At 40.9% G+C, this 25,493-nt stretch carries 24 protein-coding genes; 7 read left to right on the top strand and 17 right to left on the bottom strand.

From position 1 onward, the window contains the following. Nucleotides 1–59: 59 nt before the first annotated feature. Entirely contained in the window at nt 60–1,472 is a 1,413-nt protein-coding gene (locus tag NSP_RS23570) for an LCP family protein (RefSeq protein ID WP_006196002.1), read from the bottom strand. A gap of 285 nt (nt 1,473–1,757) precedes the next feature. Then, entirely contained in the window at nt 1,758–2,150 is a 393-nt protein-coding gene (locus tag NSP_RS23565) for a hypothetical protein (RefSeq protein ID WP_006196003.1), read from the bottom strand. Between the two features lie 203 nt (nt 2,151–2,353). Between NSP_RS23565 and NSP_RS23560 the strand changes: the two genes are divergently transcribed. Next, nucleotides 2,354–3,514 carry an AI-2E family transporter gene (locus NSP_RS23560; RefSeq protein WP_006196004.1) on the top strand — a complete coding sequence of 387 codons (1,161 nt, stop codon included), beginning with the start codon at nt 2,354–2,356 and terminating at the stop codon, nt 3,512–3,514. A 222-nt stretch (nt 3,515–3,736) separates the two neighbouring features. Here NSP_RS23560 and NSP_RS23555 read toward each other — a convergent pair whose 3' ends face one another. The 4 genes from NSP_RS23555 to pedR form a co-directional block, all read right to left on the bottom strand. Continuing rightward, nucleotides 3,737–5,065, bottom strand: a complete 1,329-nt coding sequence (locus tag NSP_RS23555) for a serpin family protein (RefSeq protein ID WP_006196005.1) — start codon at nt 5,063–5,065, stop codon at nt 3,737–3,739. Nucleotides 5,066–5,570: 505 nt separating this feature from the next. Further along, nucleotides 5,571–6,566, bottom strand: coding sequence for a glycosyltransferase (locus NSP_RS23550; RefSeq protein ID WP_006196006.1), 996 nt, complete (start codon nt 6,564–6,566; stop codon nt 5,571–5,573). 94 nt (nt 6,567–6,660) lie between these two features. Then, nucleotides 6,661–7,290: a DUF6391 domain-containing protein gene (locus NSP_RS23545; RefSeq protein WP_006196007.1), complete on the bottom strand. Its 630-nt coding sequence runs from the start codon at nt 7,288–7,290 to the stop codon at nt 6,661–6,663. A gap of 184 nt (nt 7,291–7,474) precedes the next feature. After that, entirely contained in the window at nt 7,475–7,738 is a 264-nt protein-coding gene (gene pedR, locus NSP_RS23540; RefSeq protein ID WP_006196008.1) for a photosynthetic electron transport-dependent transcriptional regulator PedR, read from the bottom strand. A gap of 351 nt (nt 7,739–8,089) precedes the next feature. On the opposite strand from pedR, the gene NSP_RS23535 reads away from it, so the two are divergent. From NSP_RS23535 to NSP_RS23525, 3 genes are all read left to right on the top strand, one after another. After that, nucleotides 8,090–9,067, top strand: a complete 978-nt coding sequence (locus NSP_RS23535; protein ID WP_006196009.1) for a carbohydrate kinase family protein — start codon at nt 8,090–8,092, stop codon at nt 9,065–9,067. Nucleotides 9,068–9,214: 147 nt separating this feature from the next. Continuing rightward, entirely contained in the window at nt 9,215–9,589 is a 375-nt protein-coding gene (locus NSP_RS23530) for a type II toxin-antitoxin system RelE/ParE family toxin (RefSeq protein WP_006196010.1), read from the top strand. Beyond that, entirely contained in the window at nt 9,586–9,912 is a 327-nt protein-coding gene (locus tag NSP_RS23525; protein ID WP_006196011.1) for a helix-turn-helix domain-containing protein, read from the top strand. Before NSP_RS23530 ends, NSP_RS23525 begins: the two co-directional genes overlap by 4 nt. Nucleotides 9,913–9,933: 21 nt before the next feature. Here NSP_RS23525 and NSP_RS23520 read toward each other — a convergent pair whose 3' ends face one another. Further along, on the bottom strand, nt 9,934–10,419 hold the full coding sequence (locus NSP_RS23520) for a gluconokinase (protein WP_017804476.1): 486 nt from the start codon (nt 10,417–10,419) through the stop codon (nt 9,934–9,936). A 58-nt stretch (nt 10,420–10,477) separates the two neighbouring features. Then, on the bottom strand, nt 10,478–11,203 hold the full coding sequence (sfsA, locus tag NSP_RS23515) for a DNA/RNA nuclease SfsA (protein WP_006196013.1): 726 nt from the start codon (nt 11,201–11,203) through the stop codon (nt 10,478–10,480). A 220-nt stretch (nt 11,204–11,423) separates the two neighbouring features. Between sfsA and NSP_RS23510 the strand changes: the two genes are divergently transcribed. After that, nucleotides 11,424–12,095, top strand: coding sequence for a 2OG-Fe dioxygenase family protein (locus NSP_RS23510; RefSeq protein ID WP_006196014.1), 672 nt, complete (start codon nt 11,424–11,426; stop codon nt 12,093–12,095). Between the two features lie 132 nt (nt 12,096–12,227). Here the strand turns inward: NSP_RS23510 and NSP_RS23505 are convergent, their stop codons facing one another. Beyond that, complete coding sequence (locus NSP_RS23505) at nt 12,228–13,376, bottom strand: DUF711 family protein (protein ID WP_006196015.1); 1,149 nt, start codon at nt 13,374–13,376, stop codon at nt 12,228–12,230. 145 nt (nt 13,377–13,521) lie between these two features. Here NSP_RS23505 and NSP_RS23500 point away from each other — a divergent pair, with 145 nt between their 5' ends. After that, complete coding sequence (locus NSP_RS23500; protein WP_006196016.1) at nt 13,522–14,790, top strand: tetratricopeptide repeat protein; 1,269 nt, start codon at nt 13,522–13,524, stop codon at nt 14,788–14,790. Nucleotides 14,791–14,815: 25 nt separating this feature from the next. On the opposite strand, the gene NSP_RS23495 is transcribed toward NSP_RS23500, so the two are convergent. The 6 genes from NSP_RS23495 to NSP_RS23470 form a co-directional block, all read right to left on the bottom strand. Further along, nucleotides 14,816–15,004 (bottom strand): hypothetical protein, encoded by a 189-nt coding sequence (locus NSP_RS23495; protein ID WP_017804475.1) that lies wholly within the window; start codon nt 15,002–15,004, stop codon nt 14,816–14,818. A gap of 114 nt (nt 15,005–15,118) precedes the next feature. Beyond that, complete coding sequence (gene mutS, locus NSP_RS23490; RefSeq protein ID WP_006196018.1) at nt 15,119–17,710, bottom strand: DNA mismatch repair protein MutS; 2,592 nt, start codon at nt 17,708–17,710, stop codon at nt 15,119–15,121. A 75-nt stretch (nt 17,711–17,785) separates the two neighbouring features. Then, nucleotides 17,786–18,409 carry a DUF4276 family protein gene (locus NSP_RS23485; protein WP_006196019.1) on the bottom strand — a complete coding sequence of 208 codons (624 nt, stop codon included), beginning with the start codon at nt 18,407–18,409 and terminating at the stop codon, nt 17,786–17,788. Then, complete coding sequence (locus tag NSP_RS23480; protein WP_006196020.1) at nt 18,403–18,705, bottom strand: AAA family ATPase; 303 nt, start codon at nt 18,703–18,705, stop codon at nt 18,403–18,405. Before NSP_RS23480 ends, NSP_RS23485 begins: the two co-directional genes overlap by 7 nt. Before the next feature lie 73 nt (nt 18,706–18,778). Then, nucleotides 18,779–20,389 (bottom strand): alkaline phosphatase D family protein, encoded by a 1,611-nt coding sequence (locus tag NSP_RS23475; RefSeq protein ID WP_017804474.1) that lies wholly within the window; start codon nt 20,387–20,389, stop codon nt 18,779–18,781. Nucleotides 20,390–20,685: 296 nt separating this feature from the next. After that, nucleotides 20,686–21,657: a DUF1517 domain-containing protein gene (locus tag NSP_RS23470; RefSeq protein WP_006196023.1), complete on the bottom strand. Its 972-nt coding sequence runs from the start codon at nt 21,655–21,657 to the stop codon at nt 20,686–20,688. A 1,047-nt stretch (nt 21,658–22,704) separates the two neighbouring features. Between NSP_RS23470 and NSP_RS23460 the strand changes: the two genes are divergently transcribed. Then, the gene (locus NSP_RS23460) at nt 22,705–23,937 is read left to right on the top strand and encodes a glycosyltransferase family 4 protein (RefSeq protein WP_006196025.1); all 1,233 of its coding nucleotides are present in this window, start codon (nt 22,705–22,707) and stop codon (nt 23,935–23,937) included. On the opposite strand, the gene thiS is transcribed toward NSP_RS23460, so the two are convergent. Beyond that, nucleotides 23,934–24,146 (bottom strand): sulfur carrier protein ThiS, encoded by a 213-nt coding sequence (gene thiS / locus NSP_RS23455; protein WP_006196026.1) that lies wholly within the window; start codon nt 24,144–24,146, stop codon nt 23,934–23,936. The two genes, NSP_RS23460 and thiS, sit on opposite strands and share 4 nt — an antisense overlap. A 25-nt stretch (nt 24,147–24,171) precedes the next feature. Further along, nucleotides 24,172–25,278 (bottom strand): thiamine phosphate synthase, encoded by a 1,107-nt coding sequence (locus tag NSP_RS23450; protein WP_006196027.1) that lies wholly within the window; start codon nt 25,276–25,278, stop codon nt 24,172–24,174. Between the last annotated feature and the right edge of the window lie 215 nt (nt 25,279–25,493).

The raw sequence follows: 25,493 nt of genomic DNA, 5'->3' as shown, positions 1-25,493 counted from the left end.
AAGTGCTGAGTGTTCAGCACTTTTGATTTCTAGGAAGTCTTTCCGCGAAGGGATAAGTTTTAATAAGTCGGTTCAAAGAAACTTTTTTGTTGTATCCAATCCTGACCTAGTTGGATAGTAACATCAGAATCAATAATCCCAGTGCTTTCGAGTAGCACTTCCCCAAATCCTAAAGTATTGCGAATTAACTCGGCATTTTCACCGTCTCCTTGCTGGGCGATGATTTTAGTTACGGCTAAAGTTTCATGCCAAGGTTTAGATATCTGGATTTTGCCATATCCAGATGCTTGTAAATTTCTGACCAAAGGAATTAGTTCAGAGCGATCGCTACCTGTACTATCTTGAATGTATACTCGCAAAGACCGGGAATTTACCTCTCTCAGTTCACGAGTTAATTCCACACCAAAGTGTTGAGACATCATTCTAGAAATACCAGTTCTGTTTGGTATCCAATAGCTAGCAATATATTCATCTTGTTGGCTAAAGCGACCTGGTAACATGAACATATGCATATTGGCACGGTTTGTTCGCACGCCAAAACCTGCTAGAGCTAATAATTCTTCAATTGTTAAGTTAGTATCAATATTGTCTTTAACTACATTGAGAATGTTGGGTAATTGGGCTACTGTTACAGGGTTAAGAGTTTGATCTATCAACGCTCGGATGACCATTTGTTGACGTTGTACCCGACCAATATCTCCAAGTTCATCATGGCGAAAGCGTAATAGTTGTAAAGCCTGATCGCCGTCGAGATGCTGTTCACCTGCCTTTAAATTGATATATAGGTGTTGGGAATCATCTTGGTATTTTAGATCTTTGGGAACGTGTACTTTCACCCCACCCAAAGCATCAATCAGTTTACCAACACCCAGAACATTAATCCTGATATAGCGATCAATTGCGACATCACCCAGGAGATTACTGATGCTTTGAGCAGTTAAAGCTGGCCCCCCATCAACATTAGCCGCATTCAGTTTTTTGACTCCATAGCCAATGACTTCTGTACGAGTGTCTCTGGGAATTGAGAGCATGGCTATTTTGTTTGTGGCTGGATCAAATTTGATTAAAATCATGACATCAGCCAGCCCATCAAAAGAGTTTACCTGGGGTTCATAGCCAAGATTCTGAATTTCCGAGGGAGGATTGTTAATATCAGATGGGAGTACGCTCATCCCCATAACCAAGAGATTAACGGGGCGAGTTAATTCTGAGAATCGTAACCCACCCCCAGAGATGCGATCGCTATCAAAAACCGCCTCTTCTTGGGGACTTAACTCTGCTTGCTGCAATGGGGTACTGGTCAAAGAAACGGCTAACAGCGCCCCTGCTGTTGCTGACACCATTGCAATTCCACTCATACCCAGCCAGAACAATAGCCAACGTCCAGACTTAGTGTTGTAGAAATTTTTCTTTTTCGATTTGAGGGCTTTAGCTAATTGGTTTTGTTTCGCCGAAGTTCTTTGACTGGTCACAGACTTCCTCACACTTACTGATCAAACTCGGTAAATTTTCCGACTAATTAATATGCAACCTAATTAACTCATCCAAGTTAATTTTTCATGAACCTTGCTCACTTCTTACTGTTATGTTAACCACAACACTTATAGCAGGATTTCTCATTCTTTGTGGCAAATCCGGAGATAATTAATTGAAGTATGACAACAATAAGTTAGTTTTACCAAACCTGAAAGGGGATGATCTGCAATTTTGCCAAAATCCAGTAAAATTACTCCCAAACAATGAATTATTTGCATAAATTAAGACAAATACTTGCCCAATACTCGCTCGGCAAAACGACTGAACCCTGATAAACGGTGAGATTTCCCCTGAATAAGTCGAATAATTAGCCAAACACTGACCAAAAAGTAACCAGATGTTAAAAAGCTATTGAGGATTAACATCCGCAATGTGAAAAATTCTGAAGTCGCGGCCCCAGTTGCTAACAAAGAATACCCCAACAGCCAAGTGAATGCCAAAGTAATAGACAGACGACTCACAACCAGTTGTTCCCGTGTTCCTTGGCGGCGATAGAGAGTCCACAAGGATGGGAAAAAGCCCAATACTGGAATTAAATACAAAAACAACTGTTTCTTAGAAGTAGCTGTGTCTTGAGTGTACTGGGAATCTTCAATTGCTTCAAGATTTTTCATGAGAGTAAGCTATTTACTAGATGAAATAGGATGATGTAGTTAGAGATAATAAGCTATAGACAAACTTTTTATAGCTTGGGGAGACAACCACCTCTGTGCGAGATCCCGTAAGGAGTCTAGTTTAAGTGGACTCGTTGAACCAATAATCTCCGCGTCTTGAGGCCGGAGAGTGTCAATCAGTTATATCCCGCAATCGGCTAAAAATGCAGACACGCAAGCTACTCAACTGGTGGCAAACATTTACACCCATAGCGCGCATTGGGGCGATCGCTTTATGCGCCCCACTTTTAGTTCTCAATGGTTGGGCGATTTCGGCAATTTTCCATTATTTCCACTCCCTAATAGTGATTTTAGTTGGAGCCTCAGTTTTAGCATTTCTGCTCAACTATCCCGTCAGCTGGATGGAGCGTCAGGGTGCTAGGCGAGAACAAGTTGCCATTTTAGTCTTTTTAATCGCCTTATCCATACTATTAGCCCTGGGTGTCACCCTGTTTCCCCTAGCCCTCACCCAAGCCCAGCAATTGGTGGCGCGATTACCAGAGTTAATCGACTCTGGACGTTCTCAGTTAATGATGTTAAATCAGAAAGCAGAAACCCTGAACTTACCAATTAACCTTGATGCTCTGGTAGTCCAAATTAACGATCGCGTTAAAAGTCAATTACAAGCGATCGCCGGACAAGTATTAAATCTCGCAGTGGTGACATTCACCAGCCTGTTAGATTTTCTCTTAACAATGGTTTTAACTTTCTATCTTTTGCAGCATGGCGGTGAACTCTGGCAGAGTTTAGTAGAATGGCTACCTACGAGATTTCGCGCCCCTTTCTCTAAAACAGTCCGCCTCAGTTTTCAAAACTTTTTCATCACCCAACTGATATTATCTACCTGTATGGCATCAGCCCTAATTCCCACGTTTTTGTGGCTGAAAGTGCCATTTGGGCTGTTGTTTGGCTTAACTATTGGCATCATGGCCCTGGTTCCCTTTGGTGGTTCGGTAGGTATAGCCCTGACTACCTCCCTAGTGGCGCTGCAAGATTTTTCTATGGGAGTCAAAGTTTTAATCGCCGCCGTCATCGTGCAGCAAATTTTAGAAAACTTAATTGCACCCCGAATTTTAGGTAACTTTACTGGTTTAAACCCAGTTTGGATACTAATTTCAGTTCTCACAGGGGCGAGAGTTGGTGGACTTTTAGGGGTAATTGTCGCAGTACCTACTGCTGTAATTATCAAGACGGCTTTAACCGCCTTGCGTCCTCAAGGGTTGAACGGTGACGCTGAAGAGAAACCCGCACCCGTTGTTACAGAAAAATCACCACCACCTGAACCACACAATCCTCTCAATGTTTCCGAACCGACATTACCCTAGTACCGCAAGGCGGAAGTCAAAAGTCAAAAGTCAAAAGTCTGACTTTATAGGCTTTTGATTGATTTTAAATGGTTGTCCTATTTACGCCGTACTGTACTAGACCCCTAGGGGAAGTCAAGTCGCTTTGCTCCAATTCAAAAGTCAAAAGTCAAAAGTCAAAAGTTGAGCCTGAGCCTAGTCGTAAAGCCCTGACCCAAAATAAGGTCAAAAGCAAAAAGCTTACTACTGTGGGTCAGTAATGGAACCCATAAACAAAATGCTGCCTGTTTGATTATCTCGAATCACAGAGAAAAAAGGACGGTCAACAATCATGCGGAAAGGTTCTGGTTTTTCTCTAAAAGATGTTGGTACCATTCCTACTGATGTTGCGGCTGCGGCTTCTGTACCTTCTTCGTTTACCTCAACAAATGTTTTATGTTTTACTTCACTAATCTTGAGATTTTTTCCCATCCCGGAAAAGTTGGCTTGATTGGTAAAAGCTTCTGCCATACCTAAAGCTTTTAGTGCATCATTGAGTGTGACATCATAGTCGGTTTTGAAGCGGGGTAAGCGAATAAATCCATCTCGATTTCTAAACTGAGACAGCCATTTTTCCCAGTTATCAAAATTCAAGTTTTCAGAAAAGGTTTGCAGGTTAGATTCCTCTTTGGGTAAAAAGATATAAAAGCTGACTTTGCCATCTTCGCCATAAGGTAAACTCACCGCCTGAAACTGGTCGTTTTCATAGTATCTATATTCGCCAGTTTGCGACATCATCGGGTGTTGCTTCTGTTCCCCAGATATTGATGTAAAAGGATGTTTGGCAGTTTGTGATTTATCAAACTGATTGCTCCATTTTCCTTTAAAATATATGGCGTTAATCAGAAACAATACCTGATCAGGTTCAATTTTTTCAACTATTTTGTTGATTTTTCCACGGGTACTGTCTTTAACCCATTCATTGATAGTATTGGCAGATGCAGCATCTTTAAAGTCTAAATTCGTGACCTTGGCTTTGTAGAAGTCCTGGGTGCTTTGGAGAAAATTCGGCTGCAAAGTAGCTTCTTGATTTGCCCATAGGGAGTTAGCAATAGTCAATTGCACTTGCGGATCAGGATTTTCTAGTAACTCTTTTAATGTGGCGTAAGCAGAGTTAATTTCTGGTAGACTCATCCCCTGTAATTCTAGGGTTTTAGCCATTGCTTGTTGAGTAGAACCACTGGCTCCATTATATACCATTGCCAGAGCGATCGCTACACTTGAAGGAGAAACAAAAATGTTATCTTGACTACTGTGATTTTTCCAAATTTCTGAAAACAGTTTGAAGCCAAATTTATTATTAGCATCCACGAGTTTGGCATCAGAAATTAAGGTTTTTTTTGGCAAGCGAGTCTCTGAATAGGGTTGCTCAGATTGTGTCAGGGAATTTGTATTTCCACTAACCTGAGAACACCCTAATACACCGAACAGAACAACACTAGCTGCTGCTAAAACGTAGCGTCTTCCTAGACTCACACCATAACGTCTTTGTAGGAATTTTTTTTCCACACCACTTAGTTTCTGCCGATTCATGCTGCTACCTCGTTTGCCCAACGTTTTTAGCTGTCTATACAGAATTGACGCTAAATTATGTTTCGTTTGTTTACTATTGCATTGAGAACAGACAAAACTTGATACTGTTACAGTTTTCGTAACAGCCAGTTGGTGGGGAGAATTAAAGATAACTTATATAAGCTAATAATTTAGAGGGCAATTCAGTTAAGCTTGAGACAAACTGAGGATACAAAATAGAGTTATTTATAATAAATGTATACCAGACTACTTTAACATTAAAAAAATCTGTTTATTTGGTTTTTGATGATAAATAAATCTAATGATTAGATAGAAATTTTCCCACCCCTTCCCTTGTAGAGACGCATGGAACGTCTTTACATTCTTTTTCACCAAATGTCTATGGCAATCTAGGTAAGCCGAGATCACATTTATGGATTATCGCATTGTACTACACATTATTTTATATTAGGTATATGCTAAAATGAGAATAAACCTGAATAATTAGGGATACTGATGGCAAAAATTACTCAAAGTATTTCTGTCTGACTTTTTTGTATATACTCTGAATGCGTAGTTTAGCCACACGAGTTTTCGACAAATCCTGAATATTGTGTGAAAAGTCGATTTTGTGGTCAAAAAATTCGTTTAATTCCGCCAAAATAACTTGGAATCGTTGGATAATATTTTCAGTTCGATACTCGGCAAAAAACTCTTCTGGTAATTGGATAGTTTGTGAATATCTCAGCGCCTTAATCACACGTTGCACATCATACTCTTTTGAGTATCCGGCGATTTTATAGCAATTAAATCCAGGATCTAAATAATCTGACAGTCCACCGTTGACACTGGAAAACACCTGACAGCCACAAGCAAGGGCTTCCATTGGTTGTAGTCCAAAGCCTTCACTAACAAGCTGTTGCGCCCAATATTCGGCGGAGTCATACAGGTAAATCTTCGCCTGATTAAATAGCCCAGGTAAATCTTCTACATAAGAATCAACTAATTTTAGTTTACACTGTTGCTGCAAAGCCGGAATTAATTCTTGGATTAAATATTCTGAAGATTTTCGGGCTTGAACTAAAACATCAATATCTCTGTCCAGATGTAAATTTTTAAATTCGTTACTAATTTGATTGGGCAAATAATAAATTAGAGAATTAGGAGATTTCTGCCCCCAATATCCCATTGTGTTGCGGCTAACTGTGATAATGGGAATACTCCCAGGGAGGCGAAATTTGTAACCTGCACTATGGGCATGGTAGATAACGTGATATTGCTTGAGTTTAGCAGCTAGTTGAGCGATATCAAATCCCCAGCTAATCACAAATATTGCCGCATCTAAATTTTCTGCTGTCAGCAAATCATCAATAAACAGTTGGTCTGTTTCTCTTTGGCGATAAGTGACGACATCAGCACTACAGATTTGCTGCGCGAGTTTAACTGTTTTTAATTCCGCCCAAAGTCCACCGCAGGCAAATTTGCCGTATGTTCCTGGAACTAAAAAGTAAAGCTTTCTCATGAAAATATTTTTGTAATCAGAAACTCAAGGAACTCATAATACACCTAAGTCTACAGGTAGCTTGTATTGGAATCGGGGTTAAATTTTGAATTGTTTAATCTCGCCAACTGACTTTGACAAAATGTCCCTGTCGTCCCCAAAGGTCACGAGTCAGGGTAATATTTTCAATTACTAGGTTAAAGGGAATGGCGGTGGTGAGGTAGCGCTGGGCTATGGAACCTAAATCAGGTGCGAGTTCTGCGGCTGTGGTGGCTGCTATTCCTAAGCCAATTAATTGCTCAATTGGTCGGAATGGTAGTAGTAGATTGACACTGACAGCTAGTCCGGCTGTTAACAGCATGGCTACTGAGGCATTTGTGCCACACCGGGGATGAACAGCTAAATCCCATTCACCATTGATGAGACGATTTAAGCCTAGTGTTACCGCGCGCCGCAAGTCACTGATATTTACTTCACCATAAAGGTAAAATCCTTGTTCTGTGGATAAACCGCCTAAGAGTTCGTTATCTACTTGTACTTTTGTGGGTCTACTAGGTGTATAAGCGCTGTTGGCTTCACTCAAAACCCAAACAGTAGCGTGTTCTAGGGCGTGAACTTGTCGCAGCAGGATAATTTCTTTTAATCCTGGGATGAATGATAGCTGTCTGAGTAAATCAGCGTCTTGTGTTGGTTGCGGTGCGGTCAAATCAAAACTAAAAAAATCAACAGAGGTTGAAGTATTCATAAAAAAAACTGCTCTTTTAGCTGATGGAGCAACATAGATTTAATTAATGTAACGCTTGAGGCTGGGGATTGTTGCAAATTTTTGTTGATGACTGCTTGATTTAGATGCGGATCAGAATTTACGCTAGAGATTCACCTGAAAATAAAGGCGTGAGCAGAACAATTAGTACACGCCAACAATTTATCTAATCGTTCTTGATGGGTAGGACACAGCAATTAACTTCATCTAGGCAAATTTTACCCCACTGCAATGCCCAACGGACGAGAGCTACTCGGTTTTCGGTTTGGGTTTTGGTGAGAATATTGCTGATATGGTTATCAACTGTGCGTTTGCTAATCTCCAGTTTGACTGCAATATCTTGGTTAGTTAAGCCAGCGGCCACTAAGTCGATAATTTGCAGTTCTCTGTCTGACAGACTAACAGGGGTCTGAGACTCGCCACCAGCCATAACTTTTTCTATTCTCCCTTGGTATATGTACTTAATCCTCTTTTAATTCTAGAAGATTCTTTTGTTGGGAGGGTTTGAAGTTATAGCAGTAATGGAATTGACTATATTTTCTTTAGATTTGGCTTTGATGGTAATCTGTGGAAAATTTTTAGTACTTTTAACACTTAATTTTAAATTAATTGCGTAATTTTACTATAATAAAAAGTGAAAATCGGAAAGATATATTTCGGATTGTAGTAGCAAAAATTGTGATTTTATTCATTTTAGACTGGCGACAAATGAGTCAAGAGTGTTGTAGATTTTATACTGGAATTACTAACTCAAAATCGAAAACCCAGATTCTGAAATGAAATGAGCAATCCCCGTGTTTTGTGCCTTGGTGAAATTTTGTTCGATTGTTTAGCTGACCAATTGGGGCTAACGCTAGAAGAGGTGAAGTCCTGGACTCCTTACCCAGGGGGTGCGCCGGCTAATGTGGCGTGTGCTTTGGTAAAACTCGGAACTCCCGCAGGTTTTATTGGGGCTGTTGGTGAAGATGAGCCAGGGAATGAGCTAGTTAAGCTTTTAGAAGAAATTGGTGTAGATACCACAGGGGTGCAACGCCATTCTACAGCACCAACGAGGCAAGTTTATGTGGTGCGCGATCTGGCAGGCGATCGCAATTTTGCCGGATTTGGTGAATATGACACCTCTGAATTTGCCGATACCCGGTTAAAAGCTGAACAATTGCCAGAATCGCTGTTTCAAGAGGCTGACTTTCTGGTATTGGGTACTCTGGAATTAGCTTATCCTGAAAGTGAGCAGGCAGTTCATCGCGCCTTAGATTTAGCCGAACAATACGACTTGAAGATTATTCTGGATGTCAACTGGCGACCTGTATTTTGGCAAGATGCAGATATGGCGCGTCAAAAAATCCAGGAGATATGGAAGCGAGTTGATTTTCTCAAACTTTCTAAAGAAGAGTCCGAATGGCTATTTGATACTACAGACCCAGGTGCTATTACTTACCGCATGGATACCATTGATGGGGTGCTGGTGACAGATGGTGAACATGGTTGCACTTATTGTTTGGGCGAAAATGAAGGTAATTTACCTTCTTATCCGATTGATGTTGTGGATACAACTGGTGCTGGGGATAGTTTTTTGGCAGGATTTATCCACCAGCTAAGTCTACATGGTATTCAAGGTTTGCAGGATGCAGAAACAGCCAAAAAAGTTGTTGCTTATGCTAATGCTGTGGGGGCGCTAACTACTATTAAAGCAGGTGCGATCGCTTCTCAACCGACTGCGGCTGAAATCGATGCTTTTCTGGCTTCTCATCAAGTTTAGGGAATAGTACACCCAGTTGGGATATCAGTCACAATCGGCTGATACTCCTGGCTGGAGAATGGAGAAAACATAAAACTTACCTTGGAGATGGCGCGGGGGAAATTTCATGCTATTGTTTGACTTGTTTTATAGTAAATTTCATATAAAATGGCAGATGATGAGGATATTATCGAAATTCCTCTACGACCTCTGGTTTGGATGGGAGACTCTCTCAAAAATATTCGCTCATTTCCTGAACAAGTCCGTGCATCAGTAGGCTACGCACTGCAATTGGTGCAAGCAGGGGAAACACCGATGGATGCCAAGCCTTTTAAGGGGGTTGGAAGTGGCGTGTATGAAATAGTCAAACGCTACGATACTGATACTTACAGGGCAGTTTATGCGGTAAAGATTGGTGAAAAAATCTATGTCCTGCACGCTTTTCAAAAGAAATCAAAGCAAGGAATTAAAACCCCACAGGCTGATGTTGATCTGATTAAACAACGCTATAAGGACGCAGTAGCTAGGGAAAAACAACAATGACACAGGAAAGCGTTTTTGAAGAAAGTAGTGGTAATGTATTCGCTGACCTCGGTTTGTCAGATGCGGATGAACTTTTTACACGGGGAAAGATAGGGATTCAGGTACTGCGGCTTTTGAAACAAAGGAACCTGAAACAACGTGAAATCAGCAAACTTCTTGGTATTCCCCAGCCAGAAGTTTCTCATTTGATGAAAGGAGAGTTTCAACGGTTTAGCGAGGGTAAACTCCTCATTTTCCTCAAGCGACTTGATACGGAAATCACTTTACATCTTCGCCCTCGTCACGCGCCAGATCAGTCTGCTGAAACGGTGATATCCTTATAGGCTAATCTGAACTGTATTGGTTTAAATACCTAGAACTGTTTTCAGGTTCTGCACAATTAATTGGGGTGGTTCAGAAACATCTACAAAAATCGCATCATCTGGCTCCTCAAGGGCATCTAATTGGCTGTTGAGGAGTTTTTCTGACATAAAATGATTTTGCCTTCCTATAAGCCTCTGTTGGAGCAAATCTAAGCTGCCGTGGAGGTAAATTAGTTTTATGCATTCAGCATCTAATACTAGATATTGGCGATAATTGGCTTTGAGGGCGGAACAGGCTAAGACTATATTGACATTTTCTTTTAACCATAGGGCGATCGCTGTTTGCAAGTCTTTTAGCCAAGGTTTTCTATCGGTATCATTGAGGGGAATACCTAGCCGCATTTTTTCGATGTTATCTATGGAGTGAAATTCGTCAGCGTCTTTAAATTCCCAGTTTAAGGCATCGGCTAGGAGTTTGCCTATGGTGGTTTTGCCGGCACCGGAGACTCCCATGATGATAATTATCATTTTTTTTTAACGCAAAGGTTCGCGGAGGTAAGCGCAGAGGTGCGCGGAGGGAGGAGGGTTAGAGTTTGAGTTTTGCTAAACCTATGTAGCGTATTCCGAATGGTGAGATGTCAAATCGGCAGGGTAAGATTTCTAGGCCGAGTGCGATCGCTTTTCTTAATAGTTTACCATATACTGGGTCTGTAATATCACCAGGGGCAAATTCGGTACAATCTCCTCTATTAATGAAGTACAACATCACGGCGCGGGTTTGGGGTAGGAGTGCGGTTAATTCTCTTAAATGCTTTTGTCCTCTGGTGGTTTCGGTGTCGGGAAATAGGGCTAAGGTGTTTTGCGCCCAAGTTGTATTTTTTACTTCTAAATATATTGGGCGTTCTTCGTCGCTACCTGTTAGGAAGAAATCTACCCGACTTTTTTTGTCTTGTCCATACACTACTTCACCTTTAATTTGGCTATAGTTTCCCAATTCGGGGAAGAGGTTTTTTGCTAATGCTAGTTTTACGATGCGATTAGGTAACATGGTATTGACTCCTACCCAAGTGGGTTGGTTATCATGTACTTGAATTAATTCTAAGGTGTAAGCTAATTTGCGCTCTTGGTTATCACTTTTGGAAATTTGTACTGCACTCCCAAGGGTAGATACTCCCGTCATTGGCCCTGTGTTGGGACAATGTGCTGTAACTATTTCGCCAGAATCAAGTTGAATATCAGCAAAAAATCGTTTGTAGCGCTTGAGTAGTATTCCCGAATATAGCGGTGGGTAGTTGTAAAGCCAGTCAATCATGATCAAACCTATGTGCTGTTAGTGAATATACATTGATTTTTTACCTATTTGCTGCCATTTACAAATATCTTCCCAAAGGTGAGTAAATCTCATATCACAATTTGCTAAATTTTGTAGTCAATTTAACGACATTTACTTAAAAATCTGCATATACTCAGTAATATAAACCTCTCATCAAACAAAATGAGAGAGGATTTCAATATATAAGAAGGTAAATCCTATGCAACAGGTATGGGAATCAACAGAATTAGAATATGCTTTTTTGTTTACCCTCAAAAAGGTAAATTCCATAAATTCAGCAGGTTTCAAAACATTTTTTAATAATTTACCGACTGATCCTTATCTCAAAGGTAATTATCGTTCGAGAAGATTATCTAGATTTATCGCTGCTGAGGATAAATTAATTAAATTACCTCACGGCTACCTCTTCCAAGGTAAAGATTATAATCCATTATTGGGAGATATTAAACGAGAATTTGCAGAATTAGAAGATGGACTTGTAGAATTGGATAGTTTTAAAAATCTAGTTTTAGCATTTAGTGAATCTTGTAAACTACATCCAGAAGCAGAAATAGGAGTGCATCAAATTAGAACCATTTGTTCTCCTCATAACTTAGGAAATCCAGCCCCAGAAGGAATCCATCAAGATGGGACAGACTTTATTGGAATCTTCTCTGTCAATAGAGAAAATATTCAAGGTGGAGAAACCCACTTATATACAGCCAAAAAAGAGAAACCAGTATTTAGTAAAACCTTAAATTCTGGAGAACTACTATTAGTCAACGATCATGAATTCTTCCACTTTACCACACCCATCAAACCACAGATAGAAGCAAAAGGAAGCAGAGATGTATTCGTCTTAACCTCTCCCAGCCTATTAATAAATTACTAATACTTCTTCCTTCTTCTTCCTTCTTCCTTCTTCCTTCGTGTACTTCGTGTCCTTCTCCCTTGGCGCTAGCCTCTCCCTTTGGGAGAAGGGGAGACGCTACGCGAACGTGGTTCGTTAATCTTCCTCCAAAATTCAATCCACAGAGAAAACGTGACAATCAACAAGATAAGGGGAATTGAAAGCAGTCATTTCCCCAGCTTTTTTATTTGTAATCGGAAACAATCTAGCCGATAAAGGCTTATTTAACTTAATAGCCAAAGTTGCCAAATCAGTTAAAATAGAAGCAATTTTTTCAACCGTCATATCACCAGGAATTGGAACCGTATCTAGCCCACAACCACAAACAGCCGAAAATAATAATAAATGAGTAATATCATAAGTTTGCTCATTAGCCCTAGCAGCTAGACCAACATCTTCACATACTGGTAACATCAAACCAGAATAACCGCAAATTTTCACAGAAACACTTTTCAACACACGAGTTAACATCCCCGAAATAGCTAAAGTTCCGGGATGTCCAAACTTACCAGACATAATTTTTTCATAAGCAAAAGCAATACTATTTTCTTGGTCTAAAGACGGTGCAAGAGACGTATCAATACCGTTATATTTTACAGCAAATCTTAGAGATATTTCCTCAGCAATTTTAGCAACTTTAATTAATTCGATTTCTAAAATAGATTGCAATTCCTTCTCTGCTGATTGCAGATTATCAGCTTGGGAAAATGCTTGACTTACCAATTCACCCAGTTCTAAACCGATACCAAAAGAAGTATCACCGATATGATATGCTGTAGGAAAGAATGGTATTCCTGGCTGACAGTTTGCCCATGCACAATATCTAAAATTACCATAACCATTTTCGCTTTCTTGGGCAATGCGTTTGATAGTTTTGGCAGATTCCCAAGTATTTTGAAAGTTAATACCTGTTTCTTGGTTTCCCAATTGGCTGGAACAGTAAATAATTGATGTAGATTTAATAATATCAGGAATTAAAGCTATGGTTTCGGGTTTATTGGCATAGCCAATATTGAAAAAGCTGATATCTAGGCTTTGACAAATCTCCTCTAGTGCTTTAATATCATGAATAATATCAATTTTTGCTAAGTTTAATAAATATTCTTCCCAAGAGTTGGTGGTAATTCTAGTTGTTTGAACTTTATATCCTCGTTTTGCAAAGATTTCTTTTGCTTGTTGGTTAAATTCATGGGCTTGTTTGATTTTATCGGTGTCTTTGGGGGATAGAAGTGATATTCCTGTAGTGATGGTTCTAATTTTCATTTCGCTGATATATGGGTAATATTTTTTATCGAACCGCCAAGTCGCCAAGACGCAGAGAGAAGAAGTAAGTTGAAATTTGGGAATTAGCTAAAATTAGGGTGAATATTTAACATAGAAATGAGATGTCTATCTGGTTGGGTGAACTATGAGTGACGAATTTTACAATCAAGGACTGAAAAAGGCTAAGGATAAAGACTACGCTGGCGCTATTGAGGAATTTAGCAATTCTTTACAATTGATACCTTATTTTGCTGATGCTTTTTTACAACGGGGTTTGGCTTATTATCACTCAGGGGCTATTCACAAAGCTGTTTCGGATTATACAGAAGCGGTAAGGTTGAATCCTGGAAGTATGGATGGGTATTATTGTCGGGGTTTGGCTAGGTTAGAATTGAAAAATTTACCGGGGGCTTTGAGTGATGTGGATATGGCGATTCGCCTCAATTCCGATTATGCGCCTGCTTATAACCTGCGGGGGATAATTCGACGGAAACAAGGTTTTATTCCCGATGCGATCGCTAATTTTAAAAAGGCCGCAAAATTATATTTAGCACAAAAGGATACAGAAAATTGTCGTCTGTGTATCGAAAAGATTAGACAGTTACAACCAAAACCAAAACCTGTTTCTCAGTCAAGTATTTCTATTAATACACCGATATTATCGACAAAGGCATATTTTACCCAGTTATTAGAAAAAGCCGAGAAAGGCAATACTCGTGAGGCGATCGCTGATGTAAACTGGATATTACAAGCTGACCCACAAGATGCCCAAGCTTATTGTTGTCGTGGAATAATTCACTGCAAAATGGGAAAATATCAAGATGCGATCGCAGACTTTAATCAAGCATTATCTCTCAATTTTACAGATGCGGTTGTTTATCGTAATCGTGGTAAAGCCCGTTCACTTTTGGGAGATCATCAAGGTGCGATCGCAGATTTTAATCAAGTCATCAAAATTCAACCCCAAGATGCCTTAGTATACACTGCCAGAGGCAACGCCTACAGGACATCTGGTAATTATCTCGATGCAATTCAAGATTACAACCAAGCATTACAAATTAATCCTGATCATGCTCTAGCTTACTACAATCGTGGTATTGCTTATACTTGTTTAGAAGAAATGCAAAATGCTGTTGCGGATTATCAAAAAGCCGCGAGTATTTTTTGTGAACAGGAAGATTGGGAAAATTACCATCAAGTATTAAATAGTTTAAAAAATATCCAAACATCTAGCCCGGAATCAAAGAAGCAAAACTATAATTTACTGCGTCAGCGACTTTTGCGGATGGTGGGGGGATATTGGGAAATCGCCCAACGATTAATTGATCAACAACAAGAATATCATCCGGGGATGTCAGATGAGTGGTACCTGCAAAAAGTGATTGCTGATTTAGAACGCGATCGCGGTAGGTAAAACCAGTACAATTGTCATACAGCTTTCACTTATCATTGTTCTGCTGTACAGCAAGGCGGACAACTTCTACCTCAACATTGAGTTCTTGAGCAATTTGTTCTATACTCATTCCTGTTTTTAGTAATAAAGGAACAGCTGCTTTCAATATTTCTTCCCGCCCCTCAGCTTTTGCGTCCTGATAAACTCTTGTTTGTTCTAAACTAACTCCCAGCATAGCTTCCACTTCCTTCTCTACTTAAAGACGACAACTTATAAACCGCGATTGTAGTCACAATATCAGTGAATATAAAATGAATGTCACGCAGAGGCGCAGAGGCGCAAAGAAGAATTAATCCATATTCTGTAGTCCCATTGCAATTTTACTATGTTTCTCAATCTGCCCCATGACTTGTTTCGCCCGTTGAATTACTACATCTGGTAAACCCGCTAATCGTCCCGCTTCAATGCCATAGGATTTATCAGCACCCCCTGGTTGGACTTGGTGCAGAAAAATGATTCTGTCGGGTAATTCTTTGACGGTGACTTGATAATTAGCGACGTTGGGCAGGATGCTTGACAATTCGTTTAATTCATGATAGTGAGTAGCAAAAATCGTCCGCGCCCGAATATCTACAGCTATGTATTCTGCTACAGCCCAAGCGATGGAAAGACCATCAAAAGTTGCTGTTCCGCGACCAATTTCATCTAACAATACTAGGGATTTAGCCGTAGCATGATTGAGAATATTCGCCGTTTCATTCATCTCCACCATAAACGTAGATTGACCAGTCGCCAAATCATCCACAGCACCGACACGAGTAAAAATGCGATCGCACACTCCCAACTTTGCAAACCGCGCCGGTACAAAACTACCAATTTGCGCCATCAACTGAATCAACCCTACCTGACGCAAATAACAACTCTTACCACTCGCATTCGGTCCAGTCAAAATTACTAAATCCGGTCTTTCCTCCGCGCCCTCTGCGCCTCTGTGGTTCCTTTCCTCCCTCCCTAATTGCGTAGAATTCGGCACAAAAAACCCAGCCGGTAAAGACTGTTCCACCACCGGGTGACGACCATCCACAATCATAATTTCCCGTCCCTCAACCATCTGGGGACGACAATAACCTTGCTGTACAGCCAACTCAGCTAAACCACACAACACATCAGCCGCAGCGACAGCACGGGAAGTATTGCGAATAATCTCCGCCTGTTGTCCTACCTCTTCCCGCAGTTCGACAAAAATCTCATATTCCAACTGATTTAAATCATCCCGCGCTGTGAGAATCCGCGCTTCCCGTTCTTTCAACTCTGGGGTGATGTAACGTTCTTCATTGGTTAAAGTTTGCTTACGGATGTAATTATCGGGTACTTGGTCAGATTTAGAACGAGAAATACTAATGTAGTAACCAAAGGTTTTATTAAATCCTACCTTTAAATTGGGGATGCCGGTTTTTGCCCGTTCATCAACTTCTAAATTCGCAATCCATTGTTGGTCTGATTCGACAGTGGCTTTTCGCTCATCTAACATGGGATTCATCCCTGGACGAATCAACCCGCCTTCTTTAATATGTATGGGTGGCGATTCTACAAGATGGGCGTGTAACTTTTGAGCTAATTCTGATAATTCTGCTGGTACTCTCTGCAAAGCTTTCAGAAAAGGCGATCGCGCATCAATGACTAAGTGGGATAATTGCGGTAAGCGTGAGAGGGAATCAGCCAAAGCGACTAAATCTTTAGCGTTAGCAGTCCCAGAAGCCGCCCTTCCCGTTAGCCGTTCTAAATCGTAAATTTGCCGTAATAACTGCCGCAAATCTTGACGCAAAGGTGTATTTTCCATCAACTCTTGGATGGTATTTTGACGCGCCCCAATGCCTTTAAGATCAATTAGCGGTTGCAATAACCACCGCCGCAACGCCCGCCCGCCCATCGCTGTGCTGCTTCTATCTAATGCCCACAGCAGGGAACCGTGAAATGTGCTATCCCTGACCGTTTGCGTAATTTCTAGGTTACGTCGAGTTTGATTATCAACAATTAGGTAGTCAGTAATGGTATAGGTGCGTAACTTTTGCAGAACAACTGGGTTGACTCTTTGCATATCTTCCACATATTCCAGTAGACCACCAGCCGCCCGCACAGCTAAAGGAAGATGATCACAACCGAGTCCTTCAAGCGATCGCACTTTGAATTTTTCTAACAATTTCGGTCTAGCTTCGCCTTGAGAAAAGGGAACCTGCGATCGCAAGCTATAACAAAATGATTGTGGTAAACATGGGGGAAGATGGGGCGAACTTTCACCCGGACGCAACAAGCTACCCAAATCAGGGGCGTTTGTGGGAACCACCACCTCGGAAGGTTGCAACCGCATTAACTCCTGAGTCAGGTGTTCTAAATCACTTCCTTGAGTTGTGAGAAATTCCCCTGTAGAGATATCTGCATAAGCTAAACCCCAATGATTCCCCGCAATTACCACAGCCGCAATGTAATTATTGCGACTTGATTTTAACATTCCCTCTTCTAGCAAAGTCCCTGGTGTGAGGATGCGGGTAACTTCGCGCTTGACTAAACCGACTGCTTCCGATGCGTCTTCTACTTGGTCGCAAATTACCACCGCATAGCCTTTTTCCACCAATTGGGTAGTGTAGCGTTCCCAAGCGTGGTGGGGTACACCAGTCATAGCTACGCGACCAACTTCGCCCGCGTGTTTACTGGTGAGTACAAGTTCTAATTCTCTGGAGACAGTTACAGCGTCTTGGAAAAAAGTTTCAAAAAAATCTCCGACCCGATATAGCAGCAAAGCATGGGGATGTTTATCCTTGACTTCCACATAATGCTGATACATCTTACTCAGCTTACTGCGGTCTACCAATTGAGTATCGACGTGAGGTGTAGCAGGGATGTTGGGTTCCGTTCGTTGAGGTTCAGATTGAGAAGCAGTCATAGATGCTAGGGGTGATGCACGGAGATTCCACAATACCTGATGATAGCGTGATATGGGGGGGGAGTTGGCGATCGCTCAAACTTTTGTTATCTTATCTGTTAAAGTCGTGAATAGGCGACCGCATGATGGGGAAGCTTGACGAACCTTAGCCACATCCAGCAATTCCAAAAGCTTAGAGGCGTGTTTAATTTTTTGATACTCGCCCTTGGAGGTATTACAAGTAGCGTCTTTCAGGCTCTTAAATAACGTGTCTTTGTCAATAATTTCGATATTAGAGTTTTTGGGAATGGCATTTTTCCTAAATCCCTGACCATAATATTTTGTCAGGGTTTCAATATCAGCAATAAACCAAGCGTCCATTGTTTGAACCATCAAATGACATTGAATCTCGTCAACTTCTGAAGGTTTATCCCAATTATCCCTAAACTTTAGATGTCCCCAACGAGATTGTATAGTCACAGGTGCTTCTGCGTCAACCAGCAAAACATTAAAGGCATCTGGATGAGATTTTAAAGCATTTCTAAAGTTACGAAATGCATTATTGCGAGTACCACAAATAATAATGCTCCATTTAGTTTTTTTACTTTTAGCTAATTCAATAAATGTATTGAAAAATTTATTAAATCCTTGTCTAATTTTAGCCTTCTCCGCATTAGAATTACCACCACCCTCTATATAAATCCGAATTTCTTTTACCATCGATTTCCCCCAATTTCACCCATGCGCCAGAGGTCGCCGAGAGTATAATTTTCTAGCCAATCTTTGAGTTTATCAGGTTCAAGGCGGCGGAGGTGAGAGCCTTTTTCGTCTCGTTCACAAACTAACACTGATTCGGGATATTCACTCAAAGCCGAAATTAAAGCATCAGAATGAGTTGTCACTATTAATTGTGTTCTCTGGGATGCTTCAATTAGCATTTCTGCAATAGTCGGTAAAATATCTGGGTGTAAACCAATCTCTGGTTCTTCAAGACAAATAAGTGTCAGAAACAGCACAGCCAGTTAGATAAAGTAAAAAATTGCCTAATTACTCTATTAACTGGCTATATTTTGCTACAGTATTGAAAATTTACGCTTCTGGCGGTAAATCTACGCTGTAAATAATTTCCCCGGCTATGTTACGCAGTGAAACTGTCATCACCTTGGTATCAGCATCAATTTTCACTCCTCCAAAGAATTGTAAACCTTCACTGGGTGGTCGATTTGGTTTCATACCTGGAGGATTACTTTGAAATATTAATTGTGGGCCAAAGGTATTATCTAATTGTCCTGGGCCAAATGTCCCAGAGTTGAGAGGCCCGGCGACAAACTCCCAAAAAGGCTTAAAGTCGGTGAATTGTGCCTGACTGGGGTCGTAATAGTGGGCTGCTGCATAATGTACATCAGCAGTTACCCAAACAACATTTTTAATATTCCTGCGTTTGATAAATCGGAGTAACTCAGTTAACTCTAATTCCCTTCCCAAAGCTGCGCCGTTGTCTGCGTTAGCCCAAGCTTCAAAATTAGCACCATCTCGAACTATTAACCCCAAAGGCATATCACTAGAAATTATTTTCCATGTGGCTTTTGATTTCAGCAATTGCACTTTCATCCATTGCAATTGTGATTTACCCAGCATATCTGTTTCTGCACTTTTTACTGACTGAACATTGTCAGTGTTTTGCCCCCGGTAAGTGCGTTCATCCAGCATGAAAATGTCTAGTAATGGACCATGTTGGAAGGAACGATAAATTTTGGATCTCTCAGCACCAAATCTTGTCCTGTAGTTCATGGGCATATATTCAAAAAATGCTTGTCTTGCCCTTTGTGCTAACAAGTTAACATCTTTAACTGTATAGCGGTCATCACTGAGGAGAAATTCGCCAGGATACCAGTTGTTTGTGGTTTCGTGGTCGTCCCACTGCGCTAACATGGGAACTTGAGCGTTAAAACGCTTCACATTTTCATCCAGCAAATTGTATTGAAAATTGCCACGAAATTCTTGAAGCGTTTCTGCTACTTTTGATTTTTCTTCTGTGGTGATGTTTTTCCAAATTGTGCCATCATCAAGGGTTCTTTCTGCCACGATGGGGTTATCAACATAAACAGTATCGCCACAATGGATAAAAAAGTCGGGATTAAGTTGACGCATGGTTTCGTAAATTTTCATCCCACCGAAATCAGGATTAATTCCCCATCCTTGACCGGCTGTATCTCCACCCCATACAAAGAATATATCTCGTCCAGTTGTGGGGGGAGTGCGGAAAGTACCGCTTACAGGTTCGCTGTAGACGTTTCTATAGTCTAAATCTTGGAAAATTACCCGATAAAATATTTGTTGGTCTGGAGGTAAGTTTTTGAGATTAAATCGGGCTGTGAAGTCGTTATCTTCTAAAGCCGATGGACCGAAAACACGTCGCACATTGCTAAAAGATTCACTGGTGGAATATTCAATTAACATTCTGGATGGGCGATCGCTGCGACTCCAAATTATAATACCATTGTCGCTAATATCTCCAGAGGCAATACCATAAGGTATGCCAGGACGCATTCTGTCAGAGGTAATAATTCCAGGTGCTTGTCCGAAAACTGGTGATTTTGATATCAGATTTGTGGTAATGATTCCACCGGCTGTCACCGCAGAATTTAGTAAAAACTGGCGACGGTTAAACCTGAATGGGTTATGGGAATTTTTACTCATGTTAGCAACCTCAAGCAAAGTCTTACAAAATAAGTAATTACCACATTCTGTAATGCCAATGAGTAAAGCTTGAGTTATCAAAAGGTTATTATTATAGCCAGGAACTCGGTAGTACGGGCGGGTTTAGTCATATCGTCGTCATTTATCGGCGTTCATCGGCGTTCATCGGCGTTTAATCATTCTTTTCTAAACTGTAATAGTTATAGCAACCAAAAAAAAGCCAGCAGACAGAATAACTCTATCGTACCGGCTAAATTCAACTGTTTTGTGGAAAACATGGGGATAAGCTACCCAGTTTACACCAGCTTCAAATCGGTGTACTCCGCCAAGATATCATCAGATGTCAGGGTATCGCCTTCAGCTTGGGGAGTCCAAAGCACCTCAATAGCCAAAAGTTGATCACCGGGAATTCCCCCAATTCGCCGCAAGGCTTGACGCAAATCATCAGAACTGTTAATTTCTGGGATGTCAAATTTGCCTAATGTCGCCGCTAATAAGGTGACAATTAGGTATTCCCCAGGGCCTTCACTAATTAATTGGGTGGGGTTATCTAGTTGGTCAGCAGTCGGTAAAGCTTCTCTGTTTAGGGCTGCTTTGAGTTGGTTGTTGACATTAGACAGAGTTTCTTCGCTAAACTTGCTGCGTTCTGCCAGCGATAAACGGTTAAACTGACTTTCAGCCGCAGTTAATTTAACTTGCTGTGTACCACCACCTGCATATACCCAGTATTCTGGATGACGGAGTAAGGCTAAACTCGCTTCTTGCAAAACTTCTGCTCTTCCTTCTGGGGAATTAGTATCCGCAGATTCAGCAATTTTGTTGAGTTCACTTTGCAAACCACGAGCTTGCGCTAATAAACCAACTTGCAAACGAGTTACAGATACAGGCGGGTTGCTGCTGTATCCTACTTCTTCGCCTTCACCACTGCTAACACGGCGGAAGGTTTGGACAAGGAAGTTAGCGATCGCAAAGAAGATTAAAATGCTAAAGATACCACCAAATCCTCCGCCAATACCCCAAAAGGGAATCAAGAACGGAAAGCCGAAGCCACCACCACCAGGATAGTAACCTCCACCACCACCAGGCGCGTAAGTGCGCGGTGTGTAGGTGCGGCTAGAAGGCGCTCTAAATGAACCTCCGCCGATGCGACCACCACTGCGGGCGGCTAACGCACCATCTGCATGGCTTAGTGCTAAAGTTAACACTAAGCTGAAAAGAAAGAAAATTTTGAACAGGGGTTTGATGGTTTTTTGTAGTTTGTTACGCATAACACAGACTCTGGAAAATGATATTACTTATGATTGCCTACCAGGCTAGTAGAAATGTTGTGCTTCCTGGAATCATGCCCAATCGCAACTAATGAGTTTTTGATTGACAGTAGCTCTTTTTAATAGGACTTACGCAAGAACTCTCTAAAACCCTCTTAACTTTGTGTCCTTTGTGTCCTTTGCGGTTCGTTCTTTCATAATTTTGCGTAAGTCCTGTTTAACATTCATATTTTTTAGCTACATCTCTAATTTACCGCGTCTTATCTTGGTTAGACAGTAAGCGGAGGGGGGATTTCTGTAGTAGATAACCGTACATGAACCAGACCCCCGTTCCTTCATCCGCCCTCTCCTTCTCGGTAGAGGTTAACAAAACAAGTATTGGAAAATACCCACTGTCCACCGCAAGTGCTTCCATCAAGCCTCTTCCCATATACTGTCTTTTTAGTGATGGCGATCAAGTTCTGCTCAGAGGATGTTATGTTCGCCCAAAACTTTTAAAACATCCTCTCATATTTTAGACAGAATTTTATTTATTATAACAATAGAAGTTTCATTAGAGTTCTGGCGAGAAAATCTCTATCAGGGTTCACCGAAGACGCATATTTGAATTTGGTCTATATCTTTGGCATTTTGGCATCACAACCACGGTTATTTAGGATAATCTATTAAGATAAACAAGCCTTAGTAATCTTTGTAGCAGTTTATTATTCATTAATTTAGCTACAATTTGCACTTTTTTATGTATTCATTTTTTCGTAATTATTTGATTTAAATTATCAATTTTTGTGCATTTAGCAACCACTAATATAATTAACAAACACTTCACAGAAATAATAAACAATTCTCCATACTTAATGGTTTAAAATATGGCTGAGATATGTGTAATGCATTCGCTCAAATAAAGATGGAAAATTATCTTTTTTCAAGCTATATCCTACAGAGTGGCAATCATGTATAGAAATATCTCAGCCTTGTTTGTATTAATTACGGGTTGTAAAAAAACAATAACACTTGCATATTATTTGAATTAAACTTATCACAAGTAGCATGGAACATATCTCACAACTGCCCACAAAAGTCCGAGATCACACCCCATACCCTGACATTCTAGTAATATCCCATTTCTTTCTGCCAAAAAAGGCAGTAATTGGGGAATATTTCTATAATCGTTGTTTGCAAGATCCGGAACGGGTAGTTGTTCTGGCGGCTGGTTGTTCTGGTGATCAAGTATTTGACCAAGCTCAACAGTTTCCTGTATATCGCTGGGCAAATTCTCGCTACTGGCTGGGTGATTTGATGGGGAGTTTTTTGCAGCCTGCTATCAATTTAGTTTGCTCATTCTTCTTAGCCATTAAACTATATTTTCGCTATCACTACCGTTATATTGAATGGGCTCACGGCTACGATTTTCCGGCGTTGTTGTTATTGAGTTATATCCTACCCATACGCTTTTTTATTCATTTGCATGGTAGTGATATTCTGGATATTGTACACAATCCTGTATTGCGATCGCTCTTGAAATTGACCCTGACACGCGCGGAAGGAATTGTTTGTAACAGTTACGTAACCCAAGATTATCTCCGCAAGTCTTTTCGCTTACAAACTCCTACCCATGTCATTCAACCTGTAGTCAGACCAGAAAAATTTGGTGTAGACAAGAATCAAAATAATTTTGATGATTTACGTCAACGCGTGCGGGAAGCCCATAATATTCCCGAAACAGCAATAGTGATTCTTTCAGTAGGAAGGTTAGTCAAGCAGAAAAGCTTCGAGCGGGTGATTGAAAATTTACCCCTACTGCTGACTATTGGAGTCGATGTTCACTATATACTTTGCGGTCAAGGGCCATGTGAAACTGCATTAAGAAATTTAGCGCAGCGCTTGCGGGTAGACAAGCGGGTACACTTGACTGGATATGTCCCTGATGGGGAATTAGCGGGATATTATGCAGCTTGTGATATGTTTGCTATGTTAACTTTATCAAATCCCCAAGCCTATATACAGGGTTTTGGTATTGTCTACTTAGAAGCAAGTTACTTCGGTAAGCCTGTGATTGCTTCTCGTTTAGGCTCTGTGATTGATATAGTTCGTCATGAAGAAAATGGTCTTCTGGTGAATTCCCAGTCTGGATATGACGTTTTTCAAGCCTTCAAACGATTGTGTAATGACCAAAACTTACGTGAACAACTCGGTCGCAAAGGTAAAGAATTAGCTAGGCGCAGAACCCTTCACCGTTCGCTGTACCTATCTGAACCTATCCCTAATGGTTTGTTGAATTAACCACCCCCGACAATGGTAACAATTTCTAAGCGATCGCCTGGCTGTACTTGTGTTTGTGACCAAAATTGACGGTGTAAAATCTCACCGTTATACTCCACCGCTATTAAACGGGGATTAAAACCCAATTGTTGGAGTAAATCTGGTAAAGAAGTTTGGGTCAAGCAACTACGCGTTTCTCCATTTACCTGGAGGGTAATCTGATTAGACATCTTCAAGGGCTGAGTTTTAAATTGGTTATAGTTTGATCCGATGCAGTTGGGAAACTAAATATTGTGTCACCAACGTAGGCTGTTCAGCTTGGATGATAGCTCGTACCACCGCTACACGTTCTGCTCCCGCCGAAATCACATCATTGATATTATTTGCATCTATACCCCCAATCGCAAACCAAGGAATTGAGCTATTTTGGGCGGCGTAACTGACATATTCTAACCCTGCTGCTGCCTTATCTGCTTTTGTGGGAGTTTCATAAACTGGACCGACACCAATATAATCTGCACCTTCAGCAATTGCTTTTTGCATTTCTTCCGCATTTGTAGTCGAACGCCCAATCAAACGCTGGTGACCGAGTAATTGTCTGGCCATAGCAATGGGCATATCTTGCTGTCCCAAATGTACCCCATCTGCATCCACAGCCAAAGCTAGATCCACTCTGTCATTAATGATAAACAAAGCGCCGTAGGAATGACATAGTTGCCGTAATTTTGTCGCCTGTTCCACACGCACAGTATCATCAGCAGTTTTATCGCGGTACTGTACCAGAGTTAATCCACCTTTGAGAGCCGCTTCTACCGTTTTAAATAAAGTTTCTGAGGGAGAAGTGACTAGATATAAATGCGATCGCCACAGCAGTTGATAGCGCTCGTAACCCATTAAACTAGACTCTAGGGTATAAACACGATAGCGCATTTGCTTAAAAGCTTTACCCATATTTGGATGGTAAAGTTTACCGTATTCTTCCAGCACCCGCATTGCTTCTTGGACACGGCAAAAATTGGCTTGTAATAGCGCTTTAATGCTAGAGCGTTGTTCTTCCTGGGGATGGGTCAATTCTGTACCGGGGTCCCCTGGTGTATCCCGCGCCGCCCGCAGTTCAGCAGTATGCCAATGAGCCAACTCTTGACGCAGGTACTTACATTCTCCCAGCAATTGAGCATTATTTAACCCAAAGCGACACCATTCTTCAATAATTCGCAAGCCTTCGCGGGCGCGGTCTAGATTTGCATCTAAAATACGGTAAACTACTTGCTGTATTTGTGCTTTTTGGCTGTGTGGCTCGACCATGACAACAACCCTATTATTACTTTCTTTAAATGACGTAATCTCAACACTTTTAGACATTTTGATTAAAATTTTCTAGTCCGGACATAGGAAAAATAAGTAGAAATTGACTATATATTTATACATCAATAGCTGACTACATAACTTACAAAGATTTAGGGACGACTTTATAATATATCTTAAAGTGAACAAAAACCAGATCCAGCATTATACAATTAGCTCGCTACATAATACCTGGCTTTGACTAGCTATATAAGTTAGGAACCACAGATGAA

Source organism: Nodularia spumigena CCY9414, from assembly GCF_000340565.2.
GTDB classification, from domain to species: domain Bacteria; phylum Cyanobacteriota; class Cyanobacteriia; order Cyanobacteriales; family Nostocaceae; genus Nodularia; species Nodularia spumigena.
This window is presented reverse-complemented; position numbering and strand designations above follow the sequence as displayed.

Coding starts and splice junctions, on each gene's coding strand:
- NSP_RS23565 (WP_006196003.1), bottom strand. CDS start 2,150: ATGAAAAATCTTGAAGCAATTGAAGATTCCCAGTACACTCAAGACACA.
- NSP_RS23505 (WP_006196015.1), bottom strand. CDS start 13,376: ATGAAAATTAGAACCATCACTACAGGAATATCACTTCTATCCCCCAAA.
- NSP_RS23545 (WP_006196007.1), bottom strand. CDS start 7,290: ATGAATACTTCAACCTCTGTTGATTTTTTTAGTTTTGATTTGACCGCA.
- NSP_RS23450 (WP_006196027.1), bottom strand. CDS start 25,278: ATGTCTAAAAGTGTTGAGATTACGTCATTTAAAGAAAGTAATAATAGG.
- NSP_RS23485 (WP_006196019.1), bottom strand. CDS start 18,409: ATGGTAAAAGAAATTCGGATTTATATAGAGGGTGGTGGTAATTCTAAT.
- NSP_RS23550 (WP_006196006.1), bottom strand. CDS start 6,566: ATGAGAAAGCTTTACTTTTTAGTTCCAGGAACATACGGCAAATTTGCC.
- sfsA (WP_006196013.1), bottom strand. CDS start 11,203: ATGATTGACTGGCTTTACAACTACCCACCGCTATATTCGGGAATACTA.
- NSP_RS23525 (WP_006196011.1), top strand. CDS start 9,586: ATGACACAGGAAAGCGTTTTTGAAGAAAGTAGTGGTAATGTATTCGCT.
- NSP_RS23520 (WP_017804476.1), bottom strand. CDS start 10,419: ATGATAATTATCATCATGGGAGTCTCCGGTGCCGGCAAAACCACCATA.
- pedR (WP_006196008.1), bottom strand. CDS start 7,738: ATGGCTGGTGGCGAGTCTCAGACCCCTGTTAGTCTGTCAGACAGAGAA.
- NSP_RS23475 (WP_017804474.1), bottom strand. CDS start 20,389: ATGAGTAAAAATTCCCATAACCCATTCAGGTTTAACCGTCGCCAGTTT.
- mutS (WP_006196018.1), bottom strand. CDS start 17,710: ATGACTGCTTCTCAATCTGAACCTCAACGAACGGAACCCAACATCCCT.
- NSP_RS23495 (WP_017804475.1), bottom strand. CDS start 15,004: ATGCTGGGAGTTAGTTTAGAACAAACAAGAGTTTATCAGGACGCAAAA.
- NSP_RS23470 (WP_006196023.1), bottom strand. CDS start 21,657: ATGCGTAACAAACTACAAAAAACCATCAAACCCCTGTTCAAAATTTTC.
- thiS (WP_006196026.1), bottom strand. CDS start 24,146: ATGTCTAATCAGATTACCCTCCAGGTAAATGGAGAAACGCGTAGTTGC.
- NSP_RS23510 (WP_006196014.1), top strand. CDS start 11,424: ATGCAACAGGTATGGGAATCAACAGAATTAGAATATGCTTTTTTGTTT.
- NSP_RS23555 (WP_006196005.1), bottom strand. CDS start 5,065: ATGAATCGGCAGAAACTAAGTGGTGTGGAAAAAAAATTCCTACAAAGA.
- NSP_RS23560 (WP_006196004.1), top strand. CDS start 2,354: ATGCAGACACGCAAGCTACTCAACTGGTGGCAAACATTTACACCCATA.
- NSP_RS23460 (WP_006196025.1), top strand. CDS start 22,705: ATGGAACATATCTCACAACTGCCCACAAAAGTCCGAGATCACACCCCA.
- NSP_RS23530 (WP_006196010.1), top strand. CDS start 9,215: ATGGCAGATGATGAGGATATTATCGAAATTCCTCTACGACCTCTGGTT.
- NSP_RS23500 (WP_006196016.1), top strand. CDS start 13,522: ATGAGTGACGAATTTTACAATCAAGGACTGAAAAAGGCTAAGGATAAA.
- NSP_RS23535 (WP_006196009.1), top strand. CDS start 8,090: ATGAGCAATCCCCGTGTTTTGTGCCTTGGTGAAATTTTGTTCGATTGT.